Annotated in this window: 19 protein-coding genes; 7 read left to right on the top strand and 12 right to left on the bottom strand. The window is 49.8% G+C overall.

Annotated elements, in window-relative coordinates; genetic code table 11:
• Positions 1-74: 74 nt before the first annotated feature.
• From CRG97_RS06595 to CRG97_RS06575, 5 genes are all read right to left on the bottom strand, one after another.
• Entirely contained in the window at positions 75-1,070 is a 996-nt protein-coding gene (locus CRG97_RS06595; protein ID WP_098742318.1) for an ABC transporter permease, read from the bottom strand.
• Positions 1,067-2,557 (bottom strand): sugar ABC transporter ATP-binding protein, encoded by a 1,491-nt coding sequence (locus CRG97_RS06590; protein ID WP_098742391.1) that lies wholly within the window; start codon positions 2,555-2,557, stop codon positions 1,067-1,069. Before CRG97_RS06590 ends, CRG97_RS06595 begins: the two co-directional genes overlap by 4 nt.
• Positions 2,558-2,701: 144 nt before the next feature.
• The gene (locus tag CRG97_RS06585; protein WP_076322879.1) at positions 2,702-3,823 is read right to left on the bottom strand and encodes a sugar ABC transporter substrate-binding protein; all 1,122 of its coding nucleotides are present in this window, start codon (positions 3,821-3,823) and stop codon (positions 2,702-2,704) included.
• A gap of 222 nt (positions 3,824-4,045) precedes the next feature.
• Positions 4,046-4,681, bottom strand: coding sequence for an SGNH/GDSL hydrolase family protein (locus CRG97_RS06580; protein WP_076322878.1), 636 nt, complete (start codon positions 4,679-4,681; stop codon positions 4,046-4,048).
• A 346-nt stretch (positions 4,682-5,027) separates the two neighbouring features.
• Entirely contained in the window at positions 5,028-6,770 is a 1,743-nt protein-coding gene (locus tag CRG97_RS06575; RefSeq protein ID WP_098742317.1) for an ABC transporter ATP-binding protein, read from the bottom strand.
• Between the two features lie 147 nt (positions 6,771-6,917).
• Between CRG97_RS06575 and CRG97_RS06570 the strand changes: the two genes are divergently transcribed.
• The 3 genes from CRG97_RS06570 (at position 6,918) to CRG97_RS06560 (ending at position 11,782) form a co-directional block, all read left to right on the top strand.
• Complete coding sequence (locus CRG97_RS06570) at positions 6,918-8,360, top strand: ABC transporter permease (protein ID WP_098742316.1); 1,443 nt, start codon at positions 6,918-6,920, stop codon at positions 8,358-8,360.
• 13 nt (positions 8,361-8,373) lie between these two features.
• A complete protein-coding gene (locus tag CRG97_RS06565) occupies positions 8,374-9,882 on the top strand; it encodes an ABC transporter permease (RefSeq protein WP_098742315.1) in 1,509 nt (502 codons plus the stop codon).
• Positions 9,883-9,961: 79 nt separating this feature from the next.
• Complete coding sequence (locus CRG97_RS06560) at positions 9,962-11,782, top strand: ABC transporter substrate-binding protein (RefSeq protein ID WP_098742314.1); 1,821 nt, start codon at positions 9,962-9,964, stop codon at positions 11,780-11,782.
• Between the two features lie 433 nt (positions 11,783-12,215).
• Here CRG97_RS06560 and CRG97_RS06555 read toward each other — a convergent pair whose 3' ends face one another.
• The 5 genes from CRG97_RS06555 to CRG97_RS06535 all read right to left on the bottom strand — a co-directional run bounded on the left by CRG97_RS06555 (position 12,216) and on the right by CRG97_RS06535 (position 18,436).
• On the bottom strand, positions 12,216-12,758 hold the full coding sequence (locus CRG97_RS06555) for an alpha/beta fold hydrolase (protein ID WP_098742313.1): 543 nt from the start codon (positions 12,756-12,758) through the stop codon (positions 12,216-12,218).
• Positions 12,759-13,081: 323 nt separating this feature from the next.
• A complete protein-coding gene (locus CRG97_RS06550; protein ID WP_098742312.1) occupies positions 13,082-15,640 on the bottom strand; it encodes a beta-mannosidase in 2,559 nt (852 codons plus the stop codon).
• Positions 15,637-15,795, bottom strand: a complete 159-nt coding sequence (locus CRG97_RS33555; RefSeq protein ID WP_237566319.1) for a hypothetical protein — start codon at positions 15,793-15,795, stop codon at positions 15,637-15,639. Before CRG97_RS33555 ends, CRG97_RS06550 begins: the two co-directional genes overlap by 4 nt.
• A gap of 466 nt (positions 15,796-16,261) precedes the next feature.
• Positions 16,262-17,305 (bottom strand): LacI family DNA-binding transcriptional regulator, encoded by a 1,044-nt coding sequence (locus CRG97_RS06540; RefSeq protein WP_098742311.1) that lies wholly within the window; start codon positions 17,303-17,305, stop codon positions 16,262-16,264.
• 216 nt (positions 17,306-17,521) lie between these two features.
• Positions 17,522-18,436, bottom strand: coding sequence for a hypothetical protein (locus tag CRG97_RS06535; RefSeq protein WP_098742310.1), 915 nt, complete (start codon positions 18,434-18,436; stop codon positions 17,522-17,524).
• A gap of 377 nt (positions 18,437-18,813) precedes the next feature.
• Here CRG97_RS06535 and CRG97_RS06530 point away from each other — a divergent pair, with 377 nt between their 5' ends.
• Positions 18,814-19,863, top strand: coding sequence for an S-layer homology domain-containing protein (locus CRG97_RS06530; protein ID WP_098742309.1), 1,050 nt, complete (start codon positions 18,814-18,816; stop codon positions 19,861-19,863).
• 85 nt (positions 19,864-19,948) lie between these two features.
• Here CRG97_RS06530 and CRG97_RS06525 read toward each other — a convergent pair whose 3' ends face one another.
• On the bottom strand, positions 19,949-20,374 hold the full coding sequence (locus CRG97_RS06525; protein ID WP_098742308.1) for a VOC family protein: 426 nt from the start codon (positions 20,372-20,374) through the stop codon (positions 19,949-19,951).
• Between the two features lie 111 nt (positions 20,375-20,485).
• On the bottom strand, positions 20,486-21,382 hold the full coding sequence (locus tag CRG97_RS06520) for a putative RNA methyltransferase (RefSeq protein WP_098742307.1): 897 nt from the start codon (positions 21,380-21,382) through the stop codon (positions 20,486-20,488).
• A 431-nt stretch (positions 21,383-21,813) separates the two neighbouring features.
• On the opposite strand from CRG97_RS06520, the gene CRG97_RS06515 reads away from it, so the two are divergent.
• The 3 genes from CRG97_RS06515 (at position 21,814) to CRG97_RS06505 (ending at position 24,166) form a co-directional block, all read left to right on the top strand.
• The gene (locus CRG97_RS06515; protein WP_098742390.1) at positions 21,814-22,329 is read left to right on the top strand and encodes a DUF6773 family protein; all 516 of its coding nucleotides are present in this window, start codon (positions 21,814-21,816) and stop codon (positions 22,327-22,329) included.
• A gap of 23 nt (positions 22,330-22,352) precedes the next feature.
• Entirely contained in the window at positions 22,353-22,550 is a 198-nt protein-coding gene (locus CRG97_RS06510) for a helix-turn-helix transcriptional regulator (protein ID WP_009594955.1), read from the top strand.
• Between the two features lie 164 nt (positions 22,551-22,714).
• Entirely contained in the window at positions 22,715-24,166 is a 1,452-nt protein-coding gene (locus tag CRG97_RS06505) for an erythromycin esterase family protein (RefSeq protein WP_098742306.1), read from the top strand.
• Positions 24,167-24,246: the final 80 nt, after the last annotated feature.

Below are 24,246 nucleotides of genomic sequence, written 5' to 3'. Positions count from 1 at the left end.
TGGGTCACTGGAGGGATGGTCTCGATAAGTATGAATGGAACAAGGTTCGGTTACAGAAAGCGCAGCTTAAGCGATCAATGTCGCTTCTTATAGTAGGTTAAAGCAAGCGCCAACGCCAGCACGGCGCCCTTCACGATATCCATCGCATAATACGGCACGGACAGCATGATCAGGCCATTTTGCAATATACCGATCAGCACTGCGCCGACAAAGGTCCCGAGCGCGTTGGGCTTGCCGGCACCGAATACGGAGTATCCGATGAAAGTCGCGGCGACGGCATCCATCAGATAAGGTCCGCCGGAGTTAACCTCAGCCGTCATGACGCGAGCTCCAAGGATAATACCGCCGATGGCGGCAAACAATGCGGAGACCAGGTAAGCAATCAAACGGTATTTGCTCACCGGAATCCCGGATAAAGCCGCCGCTTCACGGTTGCCTCCGATCATATACATATACCGTCCGTGTTTCGTATAGGTCAGGAACAGATGGACCACGAGGACCACGAGAACCATGATGATAATGATCCATGGCACTTGCCCGATCTTCTCAAACACCGCCGGAATTTTACCGGTGGCAAAGTCTCCGCTCGGCAGGATCATATTCTGGGAAATGGTAGCGCCGCGGGTATACGTGAGTGCAACGCCCTGAAAGATAAACATCGTGGCCAACGTCATCAGCATATCGTCAATTTTGAAATTGATGACCAGGAAGGCGTTGATCAATCCCACAACCAGGCAGAACAGCAGCGTGAGCCCAATCCCGATGCCGATATTTTGCCCATGCCAGACGAACATGGAAATAACCAGAGCGTTCGCCAGAGAAGCCGTCGAGCCGACAGACAGGTCAAAGCCGCCAACGGCCAACGATACGGTCAGTCCCACGGCAATAATCGTCACGATCGAGATCGAACGGAGTATGTTAATAATGTTGCTTGTATTCAAAAAATTGTCGGCGACGGTCCCGAATACGAGAATAAGTACGAATACCGTAATCAACGTGCCGTATTTATATAGAAAATCAAAAGCGAAACTAGCCGCCGGCTTCTCCTTAACAGGTCTTACTGTATTCATGTCAACCCGCCTCCTGTGCAATAAAGCAATAGTTCCTCTTCGTTGGATGACTGCGTCGTTAGCTCCTTCGTGATGCCGCCGTCATACATCACATACACCCGATCCGTGATGCCAACGATTTCGGACAGCTCGCTTGAGGCGTACAGCACGCATTTCCCCCGCTTGGCCAGCTCGGCCACCAGATGGAAGATGTCCCGCTTCGCGCCAACGTCAACCCCTTTGGTCGGCTCATCAAAAATATACACATCCGCGTCGACCAGCAGCCATTTGCCGATCGCCACCTTCTGCTGGTTGCCCCCGGACAGGTTTTTCACTCTGGCCCGCTCATTCGGGGTCTTAATGCCGAGCGACTGGATGATCTCCCTTGCCGCCTGCTTTTCCTTGCCGAAGCTGAGCCAGGATCCCCATCTGGAAAAACGGGACAGCACCGCAGCCGTTAGATTGACGGACACCTGCTCTTCCACGAACACGCCCTCGCGGCGGCGCTCCTCGGGGACCAGCGCAATGCCCTGCGAAACGGCATCATGCGGCGAGCGGATGCGCAGCTTTTTCCCGTTCAGCGCGATCTCGCCGGTCGATGTGTCGGATGCTCCGAATATCGCTCGGCACAGCTCGGTTTTCCCGGCCCCGACCAGCCCGGCCAGGCCGACGATCTCCCCCTTGCGAATGTGCAGGTCAACGCCGTTTATTTTGCCCGGGTCAAACATGTTCTTCACTTCGAACCTGGTGGATCCGATGTCCCGCTCGACGTGGGGAAATTGCTGCTCCATCTTGGAGCCCAGCATATACTCCACCACTTTCGGCTGATCGATATTCGCAATGCGGTCACTCTTCACCAGCTGACCATCCCGCATGATCGTAATATCATCGCAAATTTCATACAGCTCCGGCAGCCGGTGCGATATGAATATAATGCCGACCCCATCCTGCTTCAGCTTGCGCACCAGCTTGAACAGCTGATCCGTCTCGCTGTGGCTGAGCGGCGCGGTCGGCTCGTCCAGCACCAGAATCCGGCACTGCTTGGAGACGGCTCTTGCGATCAGCACCATCTGCTTCTCCGCCAGCGTCAGCTCCGAGATCAGCTTCTTGCCGGGAACACGGATATTCATCCGTGCAAGAATCGATTCGGCTTCCTGATGGAGTTCTTTCCAGCGGATCAAGTGCCGTTTGCCCATATCGTGAACCGTCCGGTCGAGCATAATGTTCTCCCCGACCGTCAGGTTCGGAATGAGCGCCGTATCCACCTCTTGATAGACGATCTGAATGCCCAAGTCCTTCGCTTCCTTCGGGGAACGAATGTGCACCTTGCTCCCATTGATCCAGATCTCACCCTCGTAATGGTTGTAAGCTCCCGATAGAATCTTCATTAATGTAGATTTCCCTGCGCCATTCGCGCCGATCAACGCATGGGCCGTTCCCGCGCTCGTCTGAAAATCAACGTCGGTCAACGCCTTAACACCCGGAAAGAAAATCGAGATATGCTTCATTTGAAGTAAGGGTGCCACACCCGACACGTCGGTCAATGTGGCAGTTGTTGGCTCCATAACGCTTCGCAAGTGCATTCTTCCCTTCAAATAGGATAGGGCGCCCTTATCGATGACCGACAAGAGCGCCTGTATGAAACGTGCTGTTTATTTGCCGCCTGCTTCTTTCAACGCCTTCATCCAGTCCTCTTCGAATTCGGTGCTTGTTCCCCAGCTAGGGATAATGTCCGCCAGGTTGACCATGTTGACCGCTTCGGTTGCACCCGCAAGGCCGGAGCGCTCGATCAATACAGGCTCCAGATTGACCGTAGCAGGCGTTTCCTCGCCGGCGATCTTTTTAGCAAGCAAACGGACGTTGATCGCGCCGATCGTTTTCGGATCCACGGCAGCCGTTGCCACCCATGGGCTGTCTTGCTTCTGAATCAGCTCCAAATCTGCATTGGATACGTCGATGCCGTAAATCTTAACCTCGGTGCGTCCCGCTTCCTCCAGCGCTCTGGCTGCACCGATGGCGAAGGCATCCCAGGTAGCGAAGATCGCATCGAGCTCGCCCTTCGGATATTTCGTCAGGATGGCGGATACTGCATTTTGCGTTTCCAGTGAAGTCTGGTTACTCGCTACACCAAAACGCTCCAATTCCTTGATGCCCGGGTTGTTCTTCAGCGTTTCCTGATATACGGCATTGCGTCGTACCATCGGCGGGAATCCGTCTACCCAGAGATAGACGATGTTGGCTTCCGGCCCTTGCTCTTCAACCAGCTTGTCCAGTGCCAGCTTCGCCAGCTGCTCATCATCTTGCGATGTCTGGGTTACCCCTGCAATGTCGCCAATCTCCGGCAGGGAGTCAAAGGTGACGACAGGAATCCCTTTATCCGTAATCTTCTTCACGTCTTGAACCGATGCAGGATCGTCTCCGTGCGAAATGATAAATCCATCGTAATCGCTGTCAATGGCCTGGGCGATCGCATCATGAAATTTGGCGGAATCCCCGTTCGCCGAGAAGGTATCTACCTTAAACCCGAGAGCCTCGCCTTCCTGCTTCGCGCCTGCCAAAAATTGCGCCGTATGATCATCGCCCCCGATTTTCCGGACGACCATCAATTTCACAGGATCCTTCTCCGCGATGCCTGCCGGCAGGTTCTCGACCTTGTCCGCCAGATTTCCGGCTCCGTTACCGCCACCGCTGCCCGATTCGGCACAACCGGTTAAGACAATCATAAACGCGAGCACCAGCGTCGTTAATTTCCTTACATGTTTACTGCCTTTCATGTTCTCTCTCCCCCTGTTTTCCGTTAAAAGGACGACTATTAATACAAGTAATCCTATAGGATTTAACAGGAGGCGTCAACCCTTATTTTCTCGCTTTAATGCATGATCAAAAAAAGAGCTCGAAAGGCCAGTGATTCACCCTCGAGCTCTTTTCTCATCTTAATCGATCAGCGCATCAAGCTTATCTTTCATCTTGCATTCCGCTTTTCGCTGATAAATGAATTAATCCAAACGAACGCCCATCGTTTCAAGCCAAGCCTTCGCGATCAGGCCGTGTCCGGCCGGTGACGGATGCACGCCGTCCGGCGCCCAGAAAGCAGCTTCGCGGCGCACCGACGCCGCAGCGAACAATCCGTCCAGCGGAACCAGCAGCGCCCCGTATTCCACCGCCAATTCGCGAACCGCCGTGATTTTCGGATCCAGATCCTCGCGCCAAACTCTGCGATCCTCCGGATGCGGCAGCACGAACGGTTCAACCAGAATCAGCTTGGCGTCCAGCGCCCCTTTGGTGCGTTCGATCAATCGACGGTAGCCAGCTTTGTAGTCCTCGGTGCTTGTCGGGTCCCCGCTATCATACCGGCGCCAAGTGTCATTGATTCCGATATAGATGGATACCCAGTCCGGTTTCAGGTCCAGGCAATCCTCCTGCCATCTGTCATTCAAGTCGACGACCCGGTTTCCACTGATCCCTCTATTCAAAAAGGTTACATTTAACTCAGGAAATTTCATGCCAAACAACGAGTCGATCAATAGCGGGTAGCCGTTACCCAAGCTGCCGGAAAAGTTCCGGTCACGACCGCAATCCGTAATGCTGTCCCCTTGAAATAATACGACATCCCCTTGCTGCAAACGATTCATTCCACTTCCTCCTCATCGGTATGTTGCTAATGTACGTACAATTGGCATTTCGTAGGCTCATTTCTCGTGAGAACGCTTCCTAACATTTAAATATTTGCCGTCCAAGGCTCAATTCCTTTTTATGTACCACGGAAATCGTCGATTTATGAGCAAATTTTTTGGCATGTCCCGTTGAATGAGAAAAACGTGTATCAACGTACTTTCCCAGAAGACAGACCGTATCTAGCGGAAGTCATTAGCGAAAGTTTTTTTGCGTGATCAAGACGGTAAACTTCTGAACTTCATACTCCTTATTCAACAAAAAACCTGCCCTGACTCTGGTCGGGACAGGTTCTATTATTGTTCGTTAGGCTCCGGTTGGCATGGCCACCCAATGGCCTTCCGATACTTCCACAAGCTCCGAATGCTCGAGATTATATTTGTCCTCTCCGGTGCGTTCTTCCAGCAGTACCCGTTTCTTCTTGGATTCGATCTTCGGATCAGGTACCGGAATCGCCGCGAGTAAGGACTTCGTATAATCATGCTGCGGATTGGAGTACAGCTCTTCGCTTTCAGCCAGCTCTACGATTTTGCCCATATACATAACAGCAACGCGGTCGCTGATATGCTTCACCATCGACAGGTCATGCGCAATAAACAGATAGGTCAAGCCCAGACGATGCTGCAGCTCCTCCAGCAGCTTCACGATCTGCGATTGAATCGACACGTCGAGCGCGGAGAGCGGCTCATCGCACACGATGAATTTCGGCTCCACTGCAAGCGCCCGGGCAATCCCGATCCGCTGGCGTTGACCGCCGGAGAACTCATGCGGATAGCGCGTGGCATAGGCCGGATCCAATCCGACCATATCCAGCAGCTCCTCGACCCGTTTCTTCCGCTCCTGCTTACTGCCGGTCAATTTATGAACATCCAGCGCTTCGCCGATAATGTCCACCACCTTCAATCTCGGGTTCAGCGAAGCATACGGATCCTGGAAAATCATCTGCATATGGCGCCGCATCGCCTTCATTTCTGAAGGAGAAAGACGATTCACAGACATTCCCTGATACAGCACTTCTCCGCCTGTTGGCTGGTGAAGGCGAAGGATGGCTCGTCCCGTCGTCGATTTTCCGCTGCCGGATTCCCCGACGACCCCGAGCGTTTCCCCAGCCTGAATATGAAAGCTGATATCATTCACCGCTTTAAGCACATTTCCTTTACCCATATCAAAATACTGCTTCAAGGATTTAACCTCTAACAGAGGTCCCTTGTAATCCGTGCTTGGCACAATGATCGGAGCCGGCTTCGCTTTCTTCTTCTCATCCAGACGCGGAAGCGCGTTTAACAGCTTTAAGGTATAAGGATGCTGAGGATTCTCGAAGATTTCCTCCGTCGTGCCCGTCTCCACGATCATGCCGTCCTTCATCACCGCCACGCGGTCGCACATGCCCGCAACAACGCCGAGGTCATGCGTGATCAATATAATGGAAGAACCGAAGCGCTCCTGCATATTTTTCATCAAATTGAGGATCTGGGCCTGAATCGTTACGTCAAGCGCCGTTGTAGGTTCATCCGCGATCAGCAGCGCAGGTCTGCACGCCAGCGCGATGGCGATCATGACCCGCTGCCGCATGCCGCCCGAGAACTCGTGCGGGTATTGATTATAGCGCGCTTCGCTGTTCGGTATGCCGACCAGCTTCAGCATCTCAAGCGCCTGCTTCTTCGCTTCCTGCTTGGACAGCTTCTGGTGTTTAACCAGGCTCTCCGATATTTGTTCCCCGATTCGGATAGTCGGATTAAGCGAGGTCATCGGGTCCTGAAAAATCATCCCGATATCGCGTCCGCGGATGCTCTCCATCTCTTTCTCGGTTTTCTCCGCCAGGTTCTGGCCAAGGAACAGGATCTCCCCATCCTTCATATAAGAGGGCGGGGACGGCAGCAGCCGCATGATCGAGCGTGCGGTGACGCTTTTGCCGCTCCCGGATTCCCCAACGATCCCGAGCGTTTCCCCTTTCTTCACTTCAAAGCTGACCCCACGCACCGCGTGAAATTCTGAATCACGGGATTGAAAGGCTACACTCAAATTTTTAACCTGCAATATCGGTTCCAACTCTGCTCACCTGCCATTATGCGTTTATGTCATTAAAGGAATATCATCTACAACTCTTATAATCTATTGACTTTTAAAATAGGCTAAAATAAAATATACTATATCACTCGGAATAATGCAATTTGAAACAAGGAGGAAAGGCAGCTTATGGGGGGGACAGAAGCAGCAAGACCAAACAGACTCATAGGTTTGATAAGCAGCACATACAGTAAGATCCTTCTGAATCCTTCTTATAGATACTTACTATTATTATTGGGAGCGCCCGTGAATCTCGTGGTCTTCCTATTTTATTTGGTTCAGAGAAAGAAGGATGACTACACAGCGGCGGAGAACCGCATACGCAGCGAGATGCTGGCTGCCGGATATCTGGAGGCCCTTCGCTCCGAGATTATGGAACAGCAGAAACGCAAGCACGACTTTTTCAAGCAAAAAGTCAATGAGGGTCAGCTCCGGCAGGAAGTCGACAAGATCGTAGAAGCAAGGTTCCAGGAAGTCCTTAAGGAACGGACTGCCAAGGAACTGAAGCTGAACAACCGGAAACGGTTGACCATGGCCGATACGTTTGGTTCTCTCATCGAGAATCCGTTGTTCTTCATTATATCACTTATTCCAGGCTTGCTGATGTACATCCTTATTTTTTTGTACAGCAATCCTTACCTGAAATATATTATGGAGAGACTCGTGATGACGGTCTTCGTTATCTTTGGGGTAGCCGTGCTCGTTTTTACGATTCTCCACTTGTCGCCGTTCAACCCTGCAGCCAACATCCTGGGCGAGACGGCAACGCCGGAACAGATCGCGGCTTTTAACAAAATGCACGGTCTAGACCAAGGGTACCTGGCGCAGCTGTGGAACAATATTAAAGGAATCGCCTATTTCGATCTTGGCAAATCCTTCTCTGGCAACGAAGAGATCACCTCAAGCATCGCCAGAAAGTTCCCGATCACACTGACGCTCACGGTCATTTCCCTGATCATTGCGATTGCGATCGCATTGCCAATCGGGATTATCTCGGCTACGAGACCGAATTCGTTCTTTGACTATACCTTTATGTTCGTGGCCCTGCTCGGGCTGTCCATTCCGAACTTCTGGCAGGGACTGATCTTCATCTTGAATTTCTCGATCAAGCTGCATTGGCTGCCCGCCACCTTTAATCCGGAGAACTGGTTGTCCATGATCATGCCGGTGATTGTGCTCGGCACAGGACTTACCGCTTCGGTAGCGAGAATGACGCGCTCCTCTACGCTGGAGGTTATTAATGAAGATTACATGATCACAGCCAGAGCGAAGGGGCTCAGCAAGGGCACTATCCTGATGAAACATGCTGTCCGCAACGCCATCATTCCGATCATTACCGTCATTGGACTTCAGTTCGGCGGGATGCTTGGCGGCTCTGCCGTTACAGAGAAGGTGTTCAACATCAGCGGTATCGGCAGCTACATCGTCGATAAACAATTCATCCCTGACATCCCGGCCATTATGGGCGGCGTGGTATACACCGCCATTACCATATCGCTGGTGAACGTCATCATTGATATCTTGTACGCGTTCTTCGATCCACGGATCAGGTCCAAGATGAAACAATACTAAAGCAGGTGTACTCATGATCAAGAAGCTTCTTTCTAAACAAGAAACCAAACACCAGCTGAAATCCTCACACGAGTACAGTCAAGCCAGCTTCACATGGGTTATTTCTTTGACCTTAACGGTGATCCTGCTTCTGAACAGCTTTGATTTCACTGGGGGAACCATCAAACCGTGGGTGTTCACCGCCTTTGCGGTATATGCATTGTTTACCATCATTCAGATCATCATCACGCTGTTGATCCGAAGAGATCTTCAAAGCCAGGGAGAAATCCGGCGCTCGACGAGGATCCTGGGATACATTCAGCTGCTGAGCATCGTCACAGGAAATCTGTTTACCGTCACGTTCGGTTTCAATCTGATAAAAAAACAGAAGCCTCCTGAATATACGATTGCCGTCTACATGCTGTTAACCCAGCTGTTTGTTATCGCGGTATCGGCACTGAATCTGTTCAAGCCTTACGTCTCGAATACATTCCTGCCGGCGATGGCCGCGCTTCTGATTATTGCAGTCATTCAGCTGATCGCGCTTATACTCGTTGCCCGATATGTAACAACGAATTATGCACATCCCAAAATGGCCTGGCTTGCCTTTCCGGTCATTCTGACTGCGGTGACGGGTAATATTTTTGCCCTGGTGCTCGGCATCAACCTGCTAGCGAAGATACGCAAGAACGGCAATCCGGCGATGACCCGCTGGGGCGACGTGTGGGTGAAGCTTACCGCTAACTCCACGGCCATGTCCGGACTGTTCTTTGTGATCTTCCTGTTCTGTCTGTCCGTTAGCAGTCTGTTTACCTTTGATTACAGCATCGCGATTGATAACAACTACAGTGCCATCCTGCAGCCGCCAAGCCTTGTGTACCCCTTCGGTACGGACAACTTCGGCCGGGATTTGTTCTCCCGAATTGTGTTCGGGGCCCGAATCTCGCTGATCGTCGGATTTGCCTCTACGGCGATCCCGGTTGTCATCGGCGGTGTTCTCGGTGCCATCTCCGGCTACTATGGCCGCCATACCGATAACATCATCATGCGTTTGCTGGATGTGCTGTACGCCATTCCGGGTATCTTACTCGCCATTGCGATCATTGCTGCATTCGGAGCCAACACCATCAACCTCATCCTGGCACTCAGCGTAGGCGCTATCCCGACATATGCGAGAACCATGAGGGCGAATGTGCTCCTGGCCTCTACCTTTGAATACGTTGATGCGGCCAGAGCTTTCGGCTCGAGCAATTTTTCGATTATATTCAAGCATATCGTTCCAAACTCGCTTGCACCCATGATTGTCAAATCTACGCTAACCATTGGTGCAGCCGTCATCTCGACGAGCAGCTTGAGTTATCTGGGTCTCGGCGTTGAGCCGCACATCCCGGAATGGGGTAATATCCTTAAGATCGGAAGCACGTATCTTGAGACACATTCCTACTTGGCCATTTATCCGGGTCTCGCCATCATCGCGCTTGTCCTGTCCTTCAACTTCCTTGGCGACGGACTGCGGGATGCCCTAGATCCTAAGCTGGATTAATGTGCTTCAGTGCCCATGGCACACTAACTAATGGTTTCAAAAATATTTTATATATATACAACTCAGGAGGGTATCACAAATGAAAAAGAGTTCCTTGCTGTTACTGTTCCTCTCGCTAGTCATTGTACTGGCTGGATGCAACGTAACAACCAAAGATGATGCACAGCAAAATCAGCAAGAACCATCGGATACAGCTACAGATACATCCGCTGTTAATATTGAACTGCTTGGCATGAGCTCTAACGAATCCGATGTCAACATCATTCGCGACCAGCTCACAAAGAACGGCTTCAACGTGAAGCTGAATCTGCAGCCGGACTACGGCAGCTACAAGGCACAGCAAGATGCCGGAAATTACGACATCGCACTGTCCAGCTGGACAACCGTTACGGGTAACCCTGACTACGCTGTACGTTCCCTGTTCAAAACGGGCGGCGACTACAGCATCATGTCCGACGAAGAAGTGGACAAGCTGATCGACCAAGCGGCAACACAAACGCCTGAGGACGCTGCCGAAACCTACAAACAGCTTGAACAGCGTCTCGTTACGGACAAAGCTTACATCGCGCCATTGTACATTTCCCTGAAGAGCCAAGCGTTCAACAAGGATGTGCTGGACGAAAACTCCGTCCGTCTCTCGAAATCCCGTTCCCTTCCTTGGGAAGCCGTTGATTTCAAAGACCAATCCAAGCGTGCTACGCAGCCGCTGATTCTGTCCCAATCGATCTCTGAACTGACTTCTCTTGATCCAATCAAGGGTAACGATGGTTCCATCAACATCATCAACACCAACATGAACGTACGTCTGATCAACCTGACCGATGATGACAAGATCACATCCGAAGGATCGCTGTCTTATAACCATGCCATTGGCGAAGGCAACTCGGAGTACTACTTCATTCTTAGAGACGATATTGACTTTGCGAAAATCACAAATAAAAAGGCGGAAGATTCCGGCGAGCGCGTAGGCGCTGACGATGTCATCTTCTCCATGAACAGAGCCAAGGACAAAGATTCGGTACCTGATCATCGCACCTACACGCTTCACGAGCATATCAACACGGTTGAAGCTGTAACCGATCTGAGCGCACTGGAGAACACTAAAGTGTCCGGTGGCAGCGAAAGCATCAAAGAAGCACTGGAAGCTGGTTTGGATACCAAGATCACTTCCCTCGTCGACGACAAGAATCAAGCAAGCACGAAAGATGGTAAATACCAAGTCATTAAATTGACGACCACCGAGCCGTTCCCGCAAGTGTTGAACTACCTGGCTCACCAATCGGCCGGTATCGTATCGAAGAAACAAGTGGAATCCATCAACACGTATGACGTTGAGAAATTCGATGTGAACAAAGACATCCCTTACGGCGACCAAAACACGGTAACCGAAGGCGACAAATACAACAACACGCTGTATGCCAGCGGTCCTTACATTCTGTCTTCCAAAAATGACTATGAAGCGACCTTCTACAAAAACCCTGGCTACATGAAGGGCACCGAGCACGAACCGAAAATCGAGCAAGTGAAAGTTCGCTTTATCAAAGATGCGGACAGCACGCTTTCCGCGCTGCGCAGCGGCGAAATTCACCTGTACTACGGCGTGCCTGAAACGAAATACGATGTGGTTAAAGGCGACAGTAAGCTGAAGCTGCAAACCATCGAAAGCAACGCCGTATCCTACTTGCTGTTCAACACGAAAAACCGTGATGTGGCAACAAGCGATGATCTGAGAAGAGCGGTTCTCTACTCCATCAACCAGGATGAGATCCTGACTTACTACAACAACAACAAAATCAAAGCTTACTCCACCGTCAGCCCAATCGTTAAAACCGGCAACGAGCTGGTCGCCGATCCGGCGAAGGTGAAGGAATACTTGAGCGCATATAAAGCGAGCAAGTAAAAAAGAGGACGACATTAGCGATAAGCTGATGTCGTCTTTTTTGATGCGAGGTTTATATGCGCCTCTTAGTTCATGGCTCCCATAGCATTGCTATGTTCGCAGGTAGATCTTTGCATCGCTCCGCATGCGGATGATTCTTCCGATCTCTGTTGCCCCCAGATTTCCATGAATGAATGAGCTAATGTAGAAATCCGGGGGCAAAGGAGACCGCTATCGCTTCTCCAGCATCATTCCGCCTTCTCCGCTGAAGCACTACCTTTAAGTAGTGCGTTGTTAGCTCATGCTTCGATGCATCTCACATTAGCCATAAAAAGGGACGAACAATTAGCCACGGCGCAGCTAATGTCGTCCCTTTTTGGGTGGGAGAGTGAGGGGGAAAACACCCCTGTAATTAACATATACAGGGGTGGCTGAACAAGATTGAAGACTTAGATTATATACGCTTGATATCATCTACAAGCTCGGGCAAGCCCTCGCGGAAATAGTGATCGTCGCCCTCGTATTCTCGGGTGACAGCTTGGGGGAGCTGCTTCGCGTAGTGCTGAGCGTGCGCGAAAGGGACTACTGGATCGTGACGACTGTGGTATAGAAATAGCTTTGATATGTGCGATAGCTTGGCTGCAAATGAATTGGATAACGTATATTCTTCGTTCTGCCAATCGTCGTCTTTGCCCCAATAGGGGGCGGCGATCAAGAACAGTCCCGGGACGGTTAGCTGGCAGTCTTCTTCCGAAAGATATTTCAATAGCATGGAGCCGCCTTGGGAATGACCTACGAACAGCACCTCCCCATTCAATGCATTGATTTCATTGGCAATCTGCGCTTTCCACAGAGCGTAATCCGGATCCGGCATGCCGGGAGATAAGACATGGTAAGCTTCCCCAAGCTGATCTTGTAGATGGGCAATCAAGTCACTGCTGCCTTGGTGAATGCCTTGTGGTCCGGCACTATGGATGAACAAAACTTGTTTTTTCATGTTTAGTCTCCTTCCCGATCTTTGCTTAAGGGTATGGACATATCTCAACAGAATGTCTACCAATCTAGGGTAACCGATAGTAGAGTGCTAGACTTCTTTTCATTTGCTGACATCTAGCCGGAATCGGACACCCTTTACATGCCCTCATCACATGGAGATGAAGATACCCCTAGGTTATCGTTGCTTATGATCAACCATCGAAGATTGGTTTCTCTAATAGCCGCAATCCTCGATGGTTTCCATATACATCAAACAAGCCGCCCCTTCACCAGAATCGGTTGAAGGGGCGGCTCTTTTTTTTAGTTGATCGATTACAGGATGAATTAAACCGTCAGCACCATCTCCGGATCGATACAATCGGCCATGGACCGAACCTGTACTTGGCCTGGCTTGCCAGGTACGAATGCCTGCTCTCCGTTATCTCGGCGGCTGAAGGATACCGTCATCGGGATGCCCGGAATCAGGTCGAAGAAGTTATCGCCGTAGAAGCCTTCCGCTTCCGAGGACAGCCATACGTGGCGGGCGAGCACGTTGCTCTCCAGTACAAACGTGGTGCCGTCGCTTCCCTCGACTTCTTTGACGCGTATGGTCGGGCTGTGCAGACGAAGATGTTTGTCGTTCATGAAATAGAATGTTTTGCTGTCGATCAGGCCTCCATCCTGAAGCAATTGCGCCAACAGCACGACCTCGGATGGATCATGTCCGCCAAGCAGCTCATCGGTAGCAGCCCGGAATACGACGAGCGACGCCTGCTCTTCCGCACGGATCGGCTGCTCGGATACAAACAGTTCTTTGCCGTTAAAATCAAATAATTGAATCTTAATCGTTCCCTGGACCACTTCTGAAATGTCGGATACGAGATGAACGATAATTTCTTGTTCCTTGGATTCGATCGAGAGACTGACATCCCGGAAGCAACGCTTGGCCACATACTGCAGCGCCTTCCATCTGCCGAGGTAATCCATCCCCGCCCACGAAGCGACAGGCCAGCAGTCATTCATCTGCCAATAGAGCGTGCCCATGCAGTACGGTTTGTTGCGGCGATGGGCTTCAATCGCCATCTTCATCGCTTCGGCCTGCTGAATTTGGCTCATATGCAGGAAAGCTTCAAAATCCTTCGGCTCATTATAATATTGATCCATGTAAGTCTTGATCAAGCGGTTGCCGGCACCGTTCTTCTGGTGTGCCAGCATAATCGTCGACTCCAGCTCCATATCGCCGTCTTCCGCGTAGGTGCGGACCGTCTTCGGTTCCGGGAAGGACTGGAACCCGTATTCGCTCATGAACCGGCCAACATAAACATTGTAGTTATCAAACGGCTCCGTGTTATGCCACACGCCCCAGTAATGAATATCTCCGCTCGTTGTGGACGGGTTGGCATGCTGCTGCTTGTCATGGCTGAGCGATACCAGCGGGGATGAAGGCCAATACTCCGCTCCAGGTGCATAACCGGTTACAGCCTCAGGCAGAATTTCGTGGAACACCTTTTCGTAGTCGCTCCAGATCTTCTCGCGGAGTTCCTCGGTATACTGCTGCTTCCAGCCCCAGCCGCCCTTCTCTTCATAGTGCGCCCAAGCGGAATCAATCTCGTTGTTACCGCACCAGAGCACGATGCTCGGATGATTCCGCAGCCGGACTATGTTCTCCTCGGCTTCCAGCCGCACATTTTCCAGAAACGCTTCGTCGCCGGGGTACATGCTGCAAGCGAACATGAAATCCTGCCACACCATAAGTCCGTATTCATCACAGAGATCGTAGAATACGTCCTCTTCATAAATACCGCCGCCCCATACGCGCAGCATGTTCATGTTGGACTCCGCTGCGGACGCGATTTCATGACGGTAACGCTCTGCCGTCACTTCCGTTATGAAGCTGTCATTCGGGATGTGGTTCGCTCCTTTGGCAAACACGGGCGTCCCGTTGAGCTCAATGTAAAAGGAAGTGCCGCGGCTATCCTGTTCCCGAACGAGCTTCACGGTGCGGAGGCCGGTTCTAACCTTTTTCTCCGCAACGGTACGTTCCGCTTTCACCAGCTCGGCATGGAACGAGTACAGATGAGCCTCGCCCAGGCCGCGGCACCACCACAGCTTTGGCTCCGCAATCGCAAGATTCAATTCAACCGAGTGACTGCCTGCTTCAAGCTGTACGTGCTGTTCCCATACCTGACTGCCTGTCGTTACACGCAGCACCCCTTGCCAAGGTTGCCCCGCCTCGATTGCAGCTACCGCCGTAACCCTAGCCAATTCAGCCGTAACCTCATCCTGACGGATGAACAAGTCATCGATTCGCGCCTCCGACCAAGCCTCAATCCGGGCTTCCCGCCAGATTCCGCTGGTCACAAACCGCGGCCCCCAATCCCATCCATAATGATAAGGCGCTTTACGGGTAAAAATGCTCAGTTTCTGATCGCCCAACCCCCCAAGCTCAGACTGGTCGTTCGAAGCCGGCAGCGGATATCCGAGCTTCGCAAGCTTCGGTAGGTCCTCCTGGATAGGGGAACGGAAGCGGATGTTAATCACGTTGCCGGAAGCCTTTAGCTGCGATTTCGCATCGATCCGCCATGAACGGAACATATTATCTGCAGAAAGCACCTTCGTCCCGTTCACGAATACGTCCGCGTAGGTATCCAGGCCATCGAATACGAGTTCAATGCTGGATTGTGCACTTACATTCGGATCCAGATCAAACGTCGTCTCATACTCCCAATCCTTCTTGTCGATCCATTGCAGGTCATGCTCATTTGTTCCGTAGAAGGGATCCGGGATTTTTCCATTTTTCAGCAGGTCCGTGTGTACACAGCCCGGCACCTGGGCCGGAAGCCATTCGGATTCGTCGCACGCTTTGAATCTCCATTGGTTTAAGCTCATAACGTTATGATTCATGATAGCATCTCCATCTCTATACATTGATTTGATGCGGATCGGGTCATACTCCATAAAGACATGGCTTCTCCGACCGACAGTGCCGATTTATACTCCAGCTGCACCATATCGGCAAACGGCTCGCCTGCCAGCACGCTTGTCGTAAATTTATTCATGTAATCCTCAAGGGAACGTGAACAAACCCAATTTTGCAATTATATTTCTCCCCTATTTGTTTAAACCTGTTTAACAACTGCTGCATGTACCCCCCAAGATGTTGTTGAATGGATTTATTCCCGGCATTCCCTGCTGCTTTCCCCGCCCCCGATCCATTATCTCTGTTTGCCAAAAAATATATCACCCTGTTTATGAGTTCGTCAACATAAATTATGTTAATAATAACAACCAAACTAATTAAAATTCATAAACAATCTAATTATTTAGCATTGTCGATTGCCATGTGAATCTGAACAACTCGGCCTTTTTCGATATAATCTCTTATATATCAACGATATACTTCAATTCATTCGGTTGAAACGGCCGATACAAAACCACTACAGTTGTTATTTTTTTGTTATGGGATGTAAAAAGCCCCGATGTCATGAAGACATCGGGGCTAACGTGAAAATATGAAAATGCAGCTTATGGTTCATCCATATCGCGTGTTGCGTTATTCAAATCCCTAACAATGACATCCGCTTGAATGAGAAGCCGCTCGTAATTCGAATCCGGGTTCAGTATCCGCCAGAGCAATTGATCAACGGCACGCATCCCGAGCAGTTCCTTATCGATGTTGACCGTTGCCATAATCGGTAGATTATCGTACGTATTATCAAATCCGGTCACCTGTACGCGCCCCGGTACATCGATGCCCTGATTCCTGAGCGCCTCCATTGCGAACATGGCGGTGATATCGTTGGCACAAACAAACACTTCCGGAAGCTCGTTTCCGGCAAGAGCCTTTTCTAACGTTACGTGTATATTCTCAATCTCCGGGCTGATCAGGGAAGGCAGCTGCCGATGTTCGATTTTATAATCTGCCAGCGCGGACGAGAAGCCGATCCAACGCTCGTAAAAGCTCTGGGCATCTTCGATATTGCCAATGAACTGATATTTTTTATAACCTCTGCTGATCAGCTTGGTCATGATTTGTTTCATGCTGTGCATATTGTCGGTGAACACCGTGTCCGATTGGAATGCCGGGTCCATGTGGTCCACCATGACCACGGGGATGTTCAGCTTCTTGATGTCCATTAAATTTTGGGTGGATACCGATCCCACCGTCACAATGCCGAGAATTCCCTGGGGATTTAGCAGAGTGAATATATGGTCATTCGAAGGCTCCGTCAGTGTCAGAATGTCCAGTCCCTTCTGATTCAGGCGTGCGGATATGCCTTCAAACACCGGTCCCCAATAAAGGGATTCCCGATTTTGATAACGGACATTCGGGAACAGGACAAGCACCGCCCCCGCCCATTTTCTGATCTCCGGATCTTGAAGCTGCTGGTTTTTTCCCGTGGCTTGGTGCGGCTGATCCTTAAAATATCCCAGCTGTCCGGCTGCCTTCAGAATCATGTCCCTGGTCTGCGGACTGACGCCCGATTTCCCCGACAAAGCCCGGGATACCGCGAATTTAGACACGCCGGTAAAATCGGCAATTTCCTGAATCGTCACTTTCGTTTTCATCGTTATCTACCTACTTAAGTGCGAATTTGTCGTTCATTTTTCGTGTTATTTATGTTAGTTTTTGTTAGGTTACAGACATAATATTATTTGAAAAAGCAGTCAAAGTCAAAGAATATCCTGCATTTTCTTGTTTTCATTTTTACAAAAGAAAAAACTGCCCTCTGGTCATGTTCAGACCAGTAGCGCAGCTCTTCCCTTGTTAACAATAAAATAATATTACGGTCTCTCCACAAGCAGCGCTTCCCATTGCAAGCCTTCTCCGGTGATTTCGATCCGCAGATCGGAGATGCTCTTCAGTGCCTCTTCACGGCGTTTCTCTAATGAGAGCACAGTATCATTAAATAGCTGACCTAATTTCTGCCGCGTACTGCTCTCCATGTTCGCTATTTCGGATTTTCTGGCAGCATTGCTCTTTGACAGCTGGCCCGTATATTCTTTAAACAGTTTATTGTATTGGCTCTTGGCTGTTGCCTTGCTAATTTTTCCGTGCTTGTACTTCCACATCGAGCTATTCAAATAAGTGGAGCTGGATGCGTTCCGAAGATTCCACATCGGACTGTTCAAGTAAGTTGCACTGACCGTATTCCTGAACTTCCATGCTGAACTGTTCAAATACGTCGGAGTGATCGTTTTCTTATAGGTCCACATCAAGCTGTTTAAATAGGTCTCACTGGCCTCTTTGTCCAGCTTCCAGAGTGTCCCGTTCAAGTAACTTCGAGTCGCAGCTTTGGTATAACTCCACATCGGACTGTTCAGCTGATGCGGACTTATCATCCTCTCATATTGAGTCAGTTTGCTCTGCATATCTCGATTACCGGCGTATATACGCTTCAGTTCGTCCAGATCGGCCTTCAGCTTCTCATTCCACTGCTTTTGATCCTCCAGCACTGTTCTCTCCAGCTGATCCAGGGAAGCATGACTTTCATCAAAAAATTGCTGATATTTCTTATCTGCTTGCTTCTGATAAGTGTTATATGCATTTACGGTCTTCTTGTTATACGATTGATACTCGCTCCATACTTGATTCATCCATTTCTGATCCGCTGCGTGAACCGTTGTTTGCGGAATCAGGACCGAGACTGCAAGCAAAAGGCTGCATAGGGTCAATAAGGATTTTCGCACCAATCTCATTAAATCGCCCCTCTTTTATAGATAGTAAACAAGGGATATTTTACCTAATGGCTTGGTATCTTCCAATAGGAATTACGAACCCCTAACTTTTAGACTACACCCTTCCTACTGCGTGCTCGAATATTTCACAGTACAGCGTACTTCATTTCCTAGCTCCTTCGCGAAAAACATGTCTTTCTTTCATTATTCCATATTTCAAAGTGGAGGATTTATGCACTTCCTTAGTCCTGTAGTCACTAAGTATCGCTTAAGTTAGTTAGCTAGTTATAACAGCCCATCTTTGACAAGAACCGCTTCCAGACGCTTGACCGCTCGAAAAACAGACTTATACAATGTATTTTGTAGTATTTTAGCAAATTATAGATGGAGGATTGCAGATGTTGAAGTTCAGGACACTATGTGCGCCTATACTCCTGGTTGTCTTCTTATTCGTAGGGGCTGGCAGCGCTTCCGCCGGGGTTACGTTTCGGGACATTGATAATCACTGGGCAAAAACGACCATCGAATGGGGCGTCGATAAGGGGATTGTCAACGGCTATGCCAATGGGATGTTCATGCCCAACCAGAATGTAACCGAGGCCGAATTCATCCGCATGCTGGTTGTCGGCATTACGGGCAAAGACCTGCAGGAGAACTATTTGACCGAGCTATGGTCGGATAAGTATTATCATTTTCTGTACTTCAAGAACTATCCTGTTCACGGATTCACCGACAAAACCAAGCGCAGCCAATACATAACGCGGGCCCATGTGGCCGAGCTGATATCCAGCGCCGATGGTGTGAACTACGACGGAAATCAAGCGGTTCAATACGTTTTGGGTAAAAAGTACGCGCAGGGCCGGATTAAAGGCGAAAATACGATTGAAGGGTATGTAGGCAGCGGCACCATCACGCGCGCCGAAGTGCTTCAGCTGATCAAGAACCTGACCGATCGCGGAATGTCGAACCTGTATGATCGCCCCACCGTGCCAAGTGCGGAGGCGATGCTTCCGAAGCTGCCAACGCCTTGGGATGTGTATCGGGACGAGATGTATCTCGTGATTCGTCAGAAGGTATTCTCGAACTACAGCGGATACCGCATCTATGACGACGGGTCGAACAAAATTGTGATGACCAGCACGAAGCAAACTGGCGAAACGGATTACGCCGTGTCCGTTCAATTCGAGCCGCAGATTATGCAGTTCAGCGGAATCGCGCTTTCCAATGCCGCCGATAAAACGCAGCGCAGCATGCTGATCGAGCTCCTCCAACTGTATGGCTTCCAGGTCGATTCCTCCTTCCTCGCAAAGGTGGACTCCGCCGAGAAGAACAAGAAGGTGATCGAGCTGAAGGTAAGCGGCAAGACACTCGTTATCGATCCGCTCGTGGCAAGCCCTGCCGGGCATGTCCATATCTACTATAAGTGGTGGGATGGAACGCGGGCGTAATTTAGGAAACTGGATTTGCTATAATTGAAAAAGGGCCCTGACGGCAAATCGTCAGGGCCCTTTTTATTAGGTATAAAATCTACTTCTACGCTTCAACTTCGGTTGATATATTCCAATTCACACCGTATTTGTCCTCAACGATCCCGTAGGCCGGGCTCCAGAACGTTTCCTGCAGCGGCATAACCACCTTGCCGCCCTCCCGCAGCGCTTCATATATCTGCTTCGCACGCTCGGCTGAATCGGTCATGATGCAGATCTGGACCTGATTGCTGGATTGGACCGGTTGACCGGGAAACGTATCGGATAACATCAAGACCGTCTCTCCAACGATAAGATTTGCGTGGGATACCCGATCCCGCGCGCTCTCCGGCAGCGGAAAGTCCGGGTTAGCCGGCATCTCGCCGAAAGTCTGAACCATGACGACTTTGGCGTCCAAAGCCTTCTCATAGAATTGAATAGCTTCCTTAGCGTTCCCGTCCATAAAGAGATACGGATTCATTCGAAGTGTCATGCGATCGTTAACCACCTTTTTTTCATATTGTCAAAGATAACTCCTATTATCTCCCACTGTGGACACTTTAGTAAAATATGACGGAAATCTAAGGCTGGAAAAATACCTACCTTATTTCCATCCATACAGAAGTGTGAAGTCGGCGGTTATCTCCATCTCTCCACCTGACATCCGTTCAATAACCTCAGACGAAACGCTCCAGGATAACGGCGTCATATGAATCAATTGCTTCATCTGCTCGGAATCCAGAACGACGCGATACCGAAGCTCTTCGAACTCGATCCGTTCAAAGTGACGGCTGAACAGCTCCATGGTGCCGTCATTGGAATACGTCTCTTTACCTGTACCTGTATAGAACAGAGCTCGAAGCTCCTGCAAATACAGGCTCCCCGGAATGACCTTCACCAACATTCCGTCACTCGTAAGCAATCGCCTGAACTCCGAATAATTGGAAGGAGACAGAATATTCAAAATGTAATTAAACTGTTCGTCTACAAACGGGCACTGAGACAGGTCGGCCACGCACCACATAGGGTCCGAATATGTCTTGGCAGCCATTACGACTCCCTCTTTGGCAATATCCATGCCCACACCAACAACATTGGACTCATGCCCCTGCTCCCCTAGGTTATGTCCAATTGCCGAGAGATGGGAGCCTTCCCCGCATCCTGCATCAAGCAATCTCAGAGGCCTGCCGGATTCCGGCAGCTTCTGTTTCTGCATCCGCATCAGACGGTTCGAAATCTCTTCAATCATCGGGTCAAAGAACCCGCTGCTGTTAATCATCTTTCGTGCCTCAAACAAGGCCTTATCATATTTGGTTTTGGCTCTATGGGACAGCAGGTTGACGTACCCCTGTCTGGATATATCATAGCTATGGAGCTTCTCGCACACCAAGCTTGCCAGCTGCTGAACCCTCATGGAACTGCCGCAAATCGGGCATCTAAACATCTTCTCATGCATCGATAGCCATTGTGCTTTTTTTAATAACCTGTCATTTCTGGACACAGCAAAATCACCCTTTCATTCGATCATACGCAATGAAAAAGGCACAGAAAAATAAACTCAAGCCGCAATCACAAAAAAAAGGGCCGAGCCTACTTGAATCTGTACCTCACATTATCGTAAGCGAATGAAATGGATCATGAGAACGAACACACTCCTAGTATCAATTCGGGCAAGAGAACTGCCCAATTCCAATTGTAACACGCTGAGAAGTGTTGTAAACCTAATGTGCAGCTTATTAGCAAAATATATCAAGAAAAAGGCAGCCCTGTGCGATATGATGTTTACTCGAGGCTGAATGCACTTTTATTTTCCAAATTGGCTAATATTAAAACCAAAATGACATATATATATTGCAAAAAGACGTAAATACTATTACAATCCATGTATCCAAGAAATCTCAGGAACGATTGCTAACCAAAATGGAAGGAATGATGAGTGTGAATTGGTTCAAGAAGAGCACGGTTGAGGATGAGCGTATCGTCAATCTGAAGAACAAGCTATATAAAGAGGTGTATACCTTGATCATGATCATTTGCAGCATTTCCGTCATTATTAAATCTTTTGCGCTGTCCCGAACGGAATCCGTATGGCTGGAAATGCTGATCATACTGGGAGGAAGCATATATTTCGGCATCCGCAGCGTGGCGATGGGAATTTATTCGGATGAAGTGGAGGTCCATGACCAGCGAAGCAAAGTTTCATTCAGTAAGCGCACAGCGATATGGGGACTCATTATCGGTGTCGCACTTGCTCTTTATTTCGGTATCCGCAGCGCGATTCTGTTTGGCAATGACAGCAGTGCGACCGAGATCAAATACTTCTTTATCGTTTTCTTCGTCTCACTGATCATCTATATCCCGCTCTTTGTAGGAGTGAATTTGGTGATCCACTATGGTGCCAACAAGGTAAGCCAGAAAATGTCGCAGAACGATCCGTTCGACTCGTAGAAAGGGTATCAGGTGATTTTCGCATGAAAAATATCAAACTAAAGATGGCCCGGGTTGAGAAGGATCTATCGCAAGAAGAACTGGCCCAGATTGTTGGTGTCTCCAGGCAGACCATCGGTCTGATCGAGCTTGGAAAATACAATCCGTCCCTCAGTCTGTGCGTTGCCATATGCAAGGCGCTCTCTCGTACTCTGAATGATCTGTTCTGGGAAGAGGACTAAGGCTGTGCAGCTGTGCAGTTCTCCAGCAAAATCACGGTAACTGTGTCTATGTTAAGGAGGTGATGCTGCGTTCCCCAAGGTAATCATGACGATATCTTTTTTTGCTATACGTCCATTCAATTAGAGAATCATACAACTAATCATCTTATAAGGAGTGATCCTGCATGCCGCTACATAACGCTAGAAAAGCATTTACCGTGTTTCTGCTCACTGCTTCCCTTGTGGGGACATCCCTAATCCCTGCCGGAAAAATTTACGCTTCCACCCCGGATACCATCCAAGGTCAGGTTACAGAAGTGAAAACGGCCCGAACCTCTGACGAAAAGATTGCCGAGTGGGAGGACTGGGCTAAAGACCACGTATACCGATTGGATACGATTCAGCCCGCCGACACGGCGGGCGGTCCAAACCAATATAAGGATCTGGCAATGCTAAAACCATTGCTGCAAGATAAACGTTTTGTGTTCCTCGGCGAGAGCTCCCACGGCGTTGCCGAGTTCAATCTGGCCAAGACTCGTTTAATCCAGTTCCTGCATCAGGAAATGGGCTATAACGTGCTTGCCTTCGAAAGCGGCCTCAGTAATACCTCTTTGGCATATGGTAAAGCAGGGCAACAGAGCCCAGAGTCGACCATGAAGGACTCCATCTTCGGCGTCTGGTGGTCCAAGGAGGTTTTGCCGTTGTTCGACTACATGAAAACAGCACAAAAGAGCAAACAGCCGCTCGTGCTGACCGGTTTTGACATGCAGCTGCAGCACCCGCTGTTGGATGGGCAATGGCTGCAGGATCAGACCATGGCTAAGCGTCTTTCGGACGCTGAGAAGAAATTGTCCAGCTACTCTCTCGGTACGGATCTTGCCGCTTACCGCAAAGAGAAACATCAGCTGATTCAAGTGTACAAAGATGCTATTAAATCCTTAAAGACGGAGGCAAACGAAGCTCATTTGAAGCAGCTATATCCAGATAAACCCCAGCTGCCCTTGCTGCTTGAAAGAAGTTTGAACGACCGAATTCGGGTAGCTCAGGAGTATGTAGAGCTCTCCATCAAGTCGACCCTCGGCATGGAGAACGGGGATTATGCACCATTCCTGGAATCGATGGAATGGCGGGATCAGGCGATGCACGATAATCTCATGTGGCTGGCTACCGAAGTCTATCCAACGGAGAAATTCATCGTCTGGGGACATAACGACCACATCCGCAAGGCTCAAACCGAAGTCATGGGTACGCCATATCCGGTTACTCTCATGGGAGAAAAACTCTCGGACGAAATGAAAAAATACAGTTACGTACTCGGCTTGTATCCGGCCAGCGGACAAACCGCAGATAATATGGGCAATGTGCATGACGTTCTGCCGGCAGAACCAGGCTCCATTGAATCGATCCTGTCGGCCGCAGGTGCGCCGTATACCTTCGTTGATTTGCGATACCAGAAGCGTGAGGCGGGTAACTCCTGGATGTTCGAGCCGCGTTTTGCCTACAGCTGGGGCATGATCCCCGAAAGTCTGATTGCCCGTGATCAATACGATGGTATTCTGCTTATTGATGACGTAAACCCGCCGCAATATATGAGATCCTCCGCTTCATCCAAGGCTTCTGTACCTGCTGAAGAATAAATAAGTGCTATCATTCTTCTTTGTCATATAAAAAACTTGAATAGGTTAACATGCCAAGCATCCTCTGATGGTCTGCTTCA

Origin of the sequence: Paenibacillus sp. EZ-K15, assembly GCF_002573715.1 — a bacterium.
In the GTDB taxonomy this organism is placed as follows: Bacteria; Bacillota; Bacilli; order Paenibacillales; family Paenibacillaceae; genus Paenibacillus_AQ.
The sequence above is the reverse complement of the archived record's forward strand: the minus strand, read 5'-3'. Positions and strand labels throughout refer to the sequence as shown.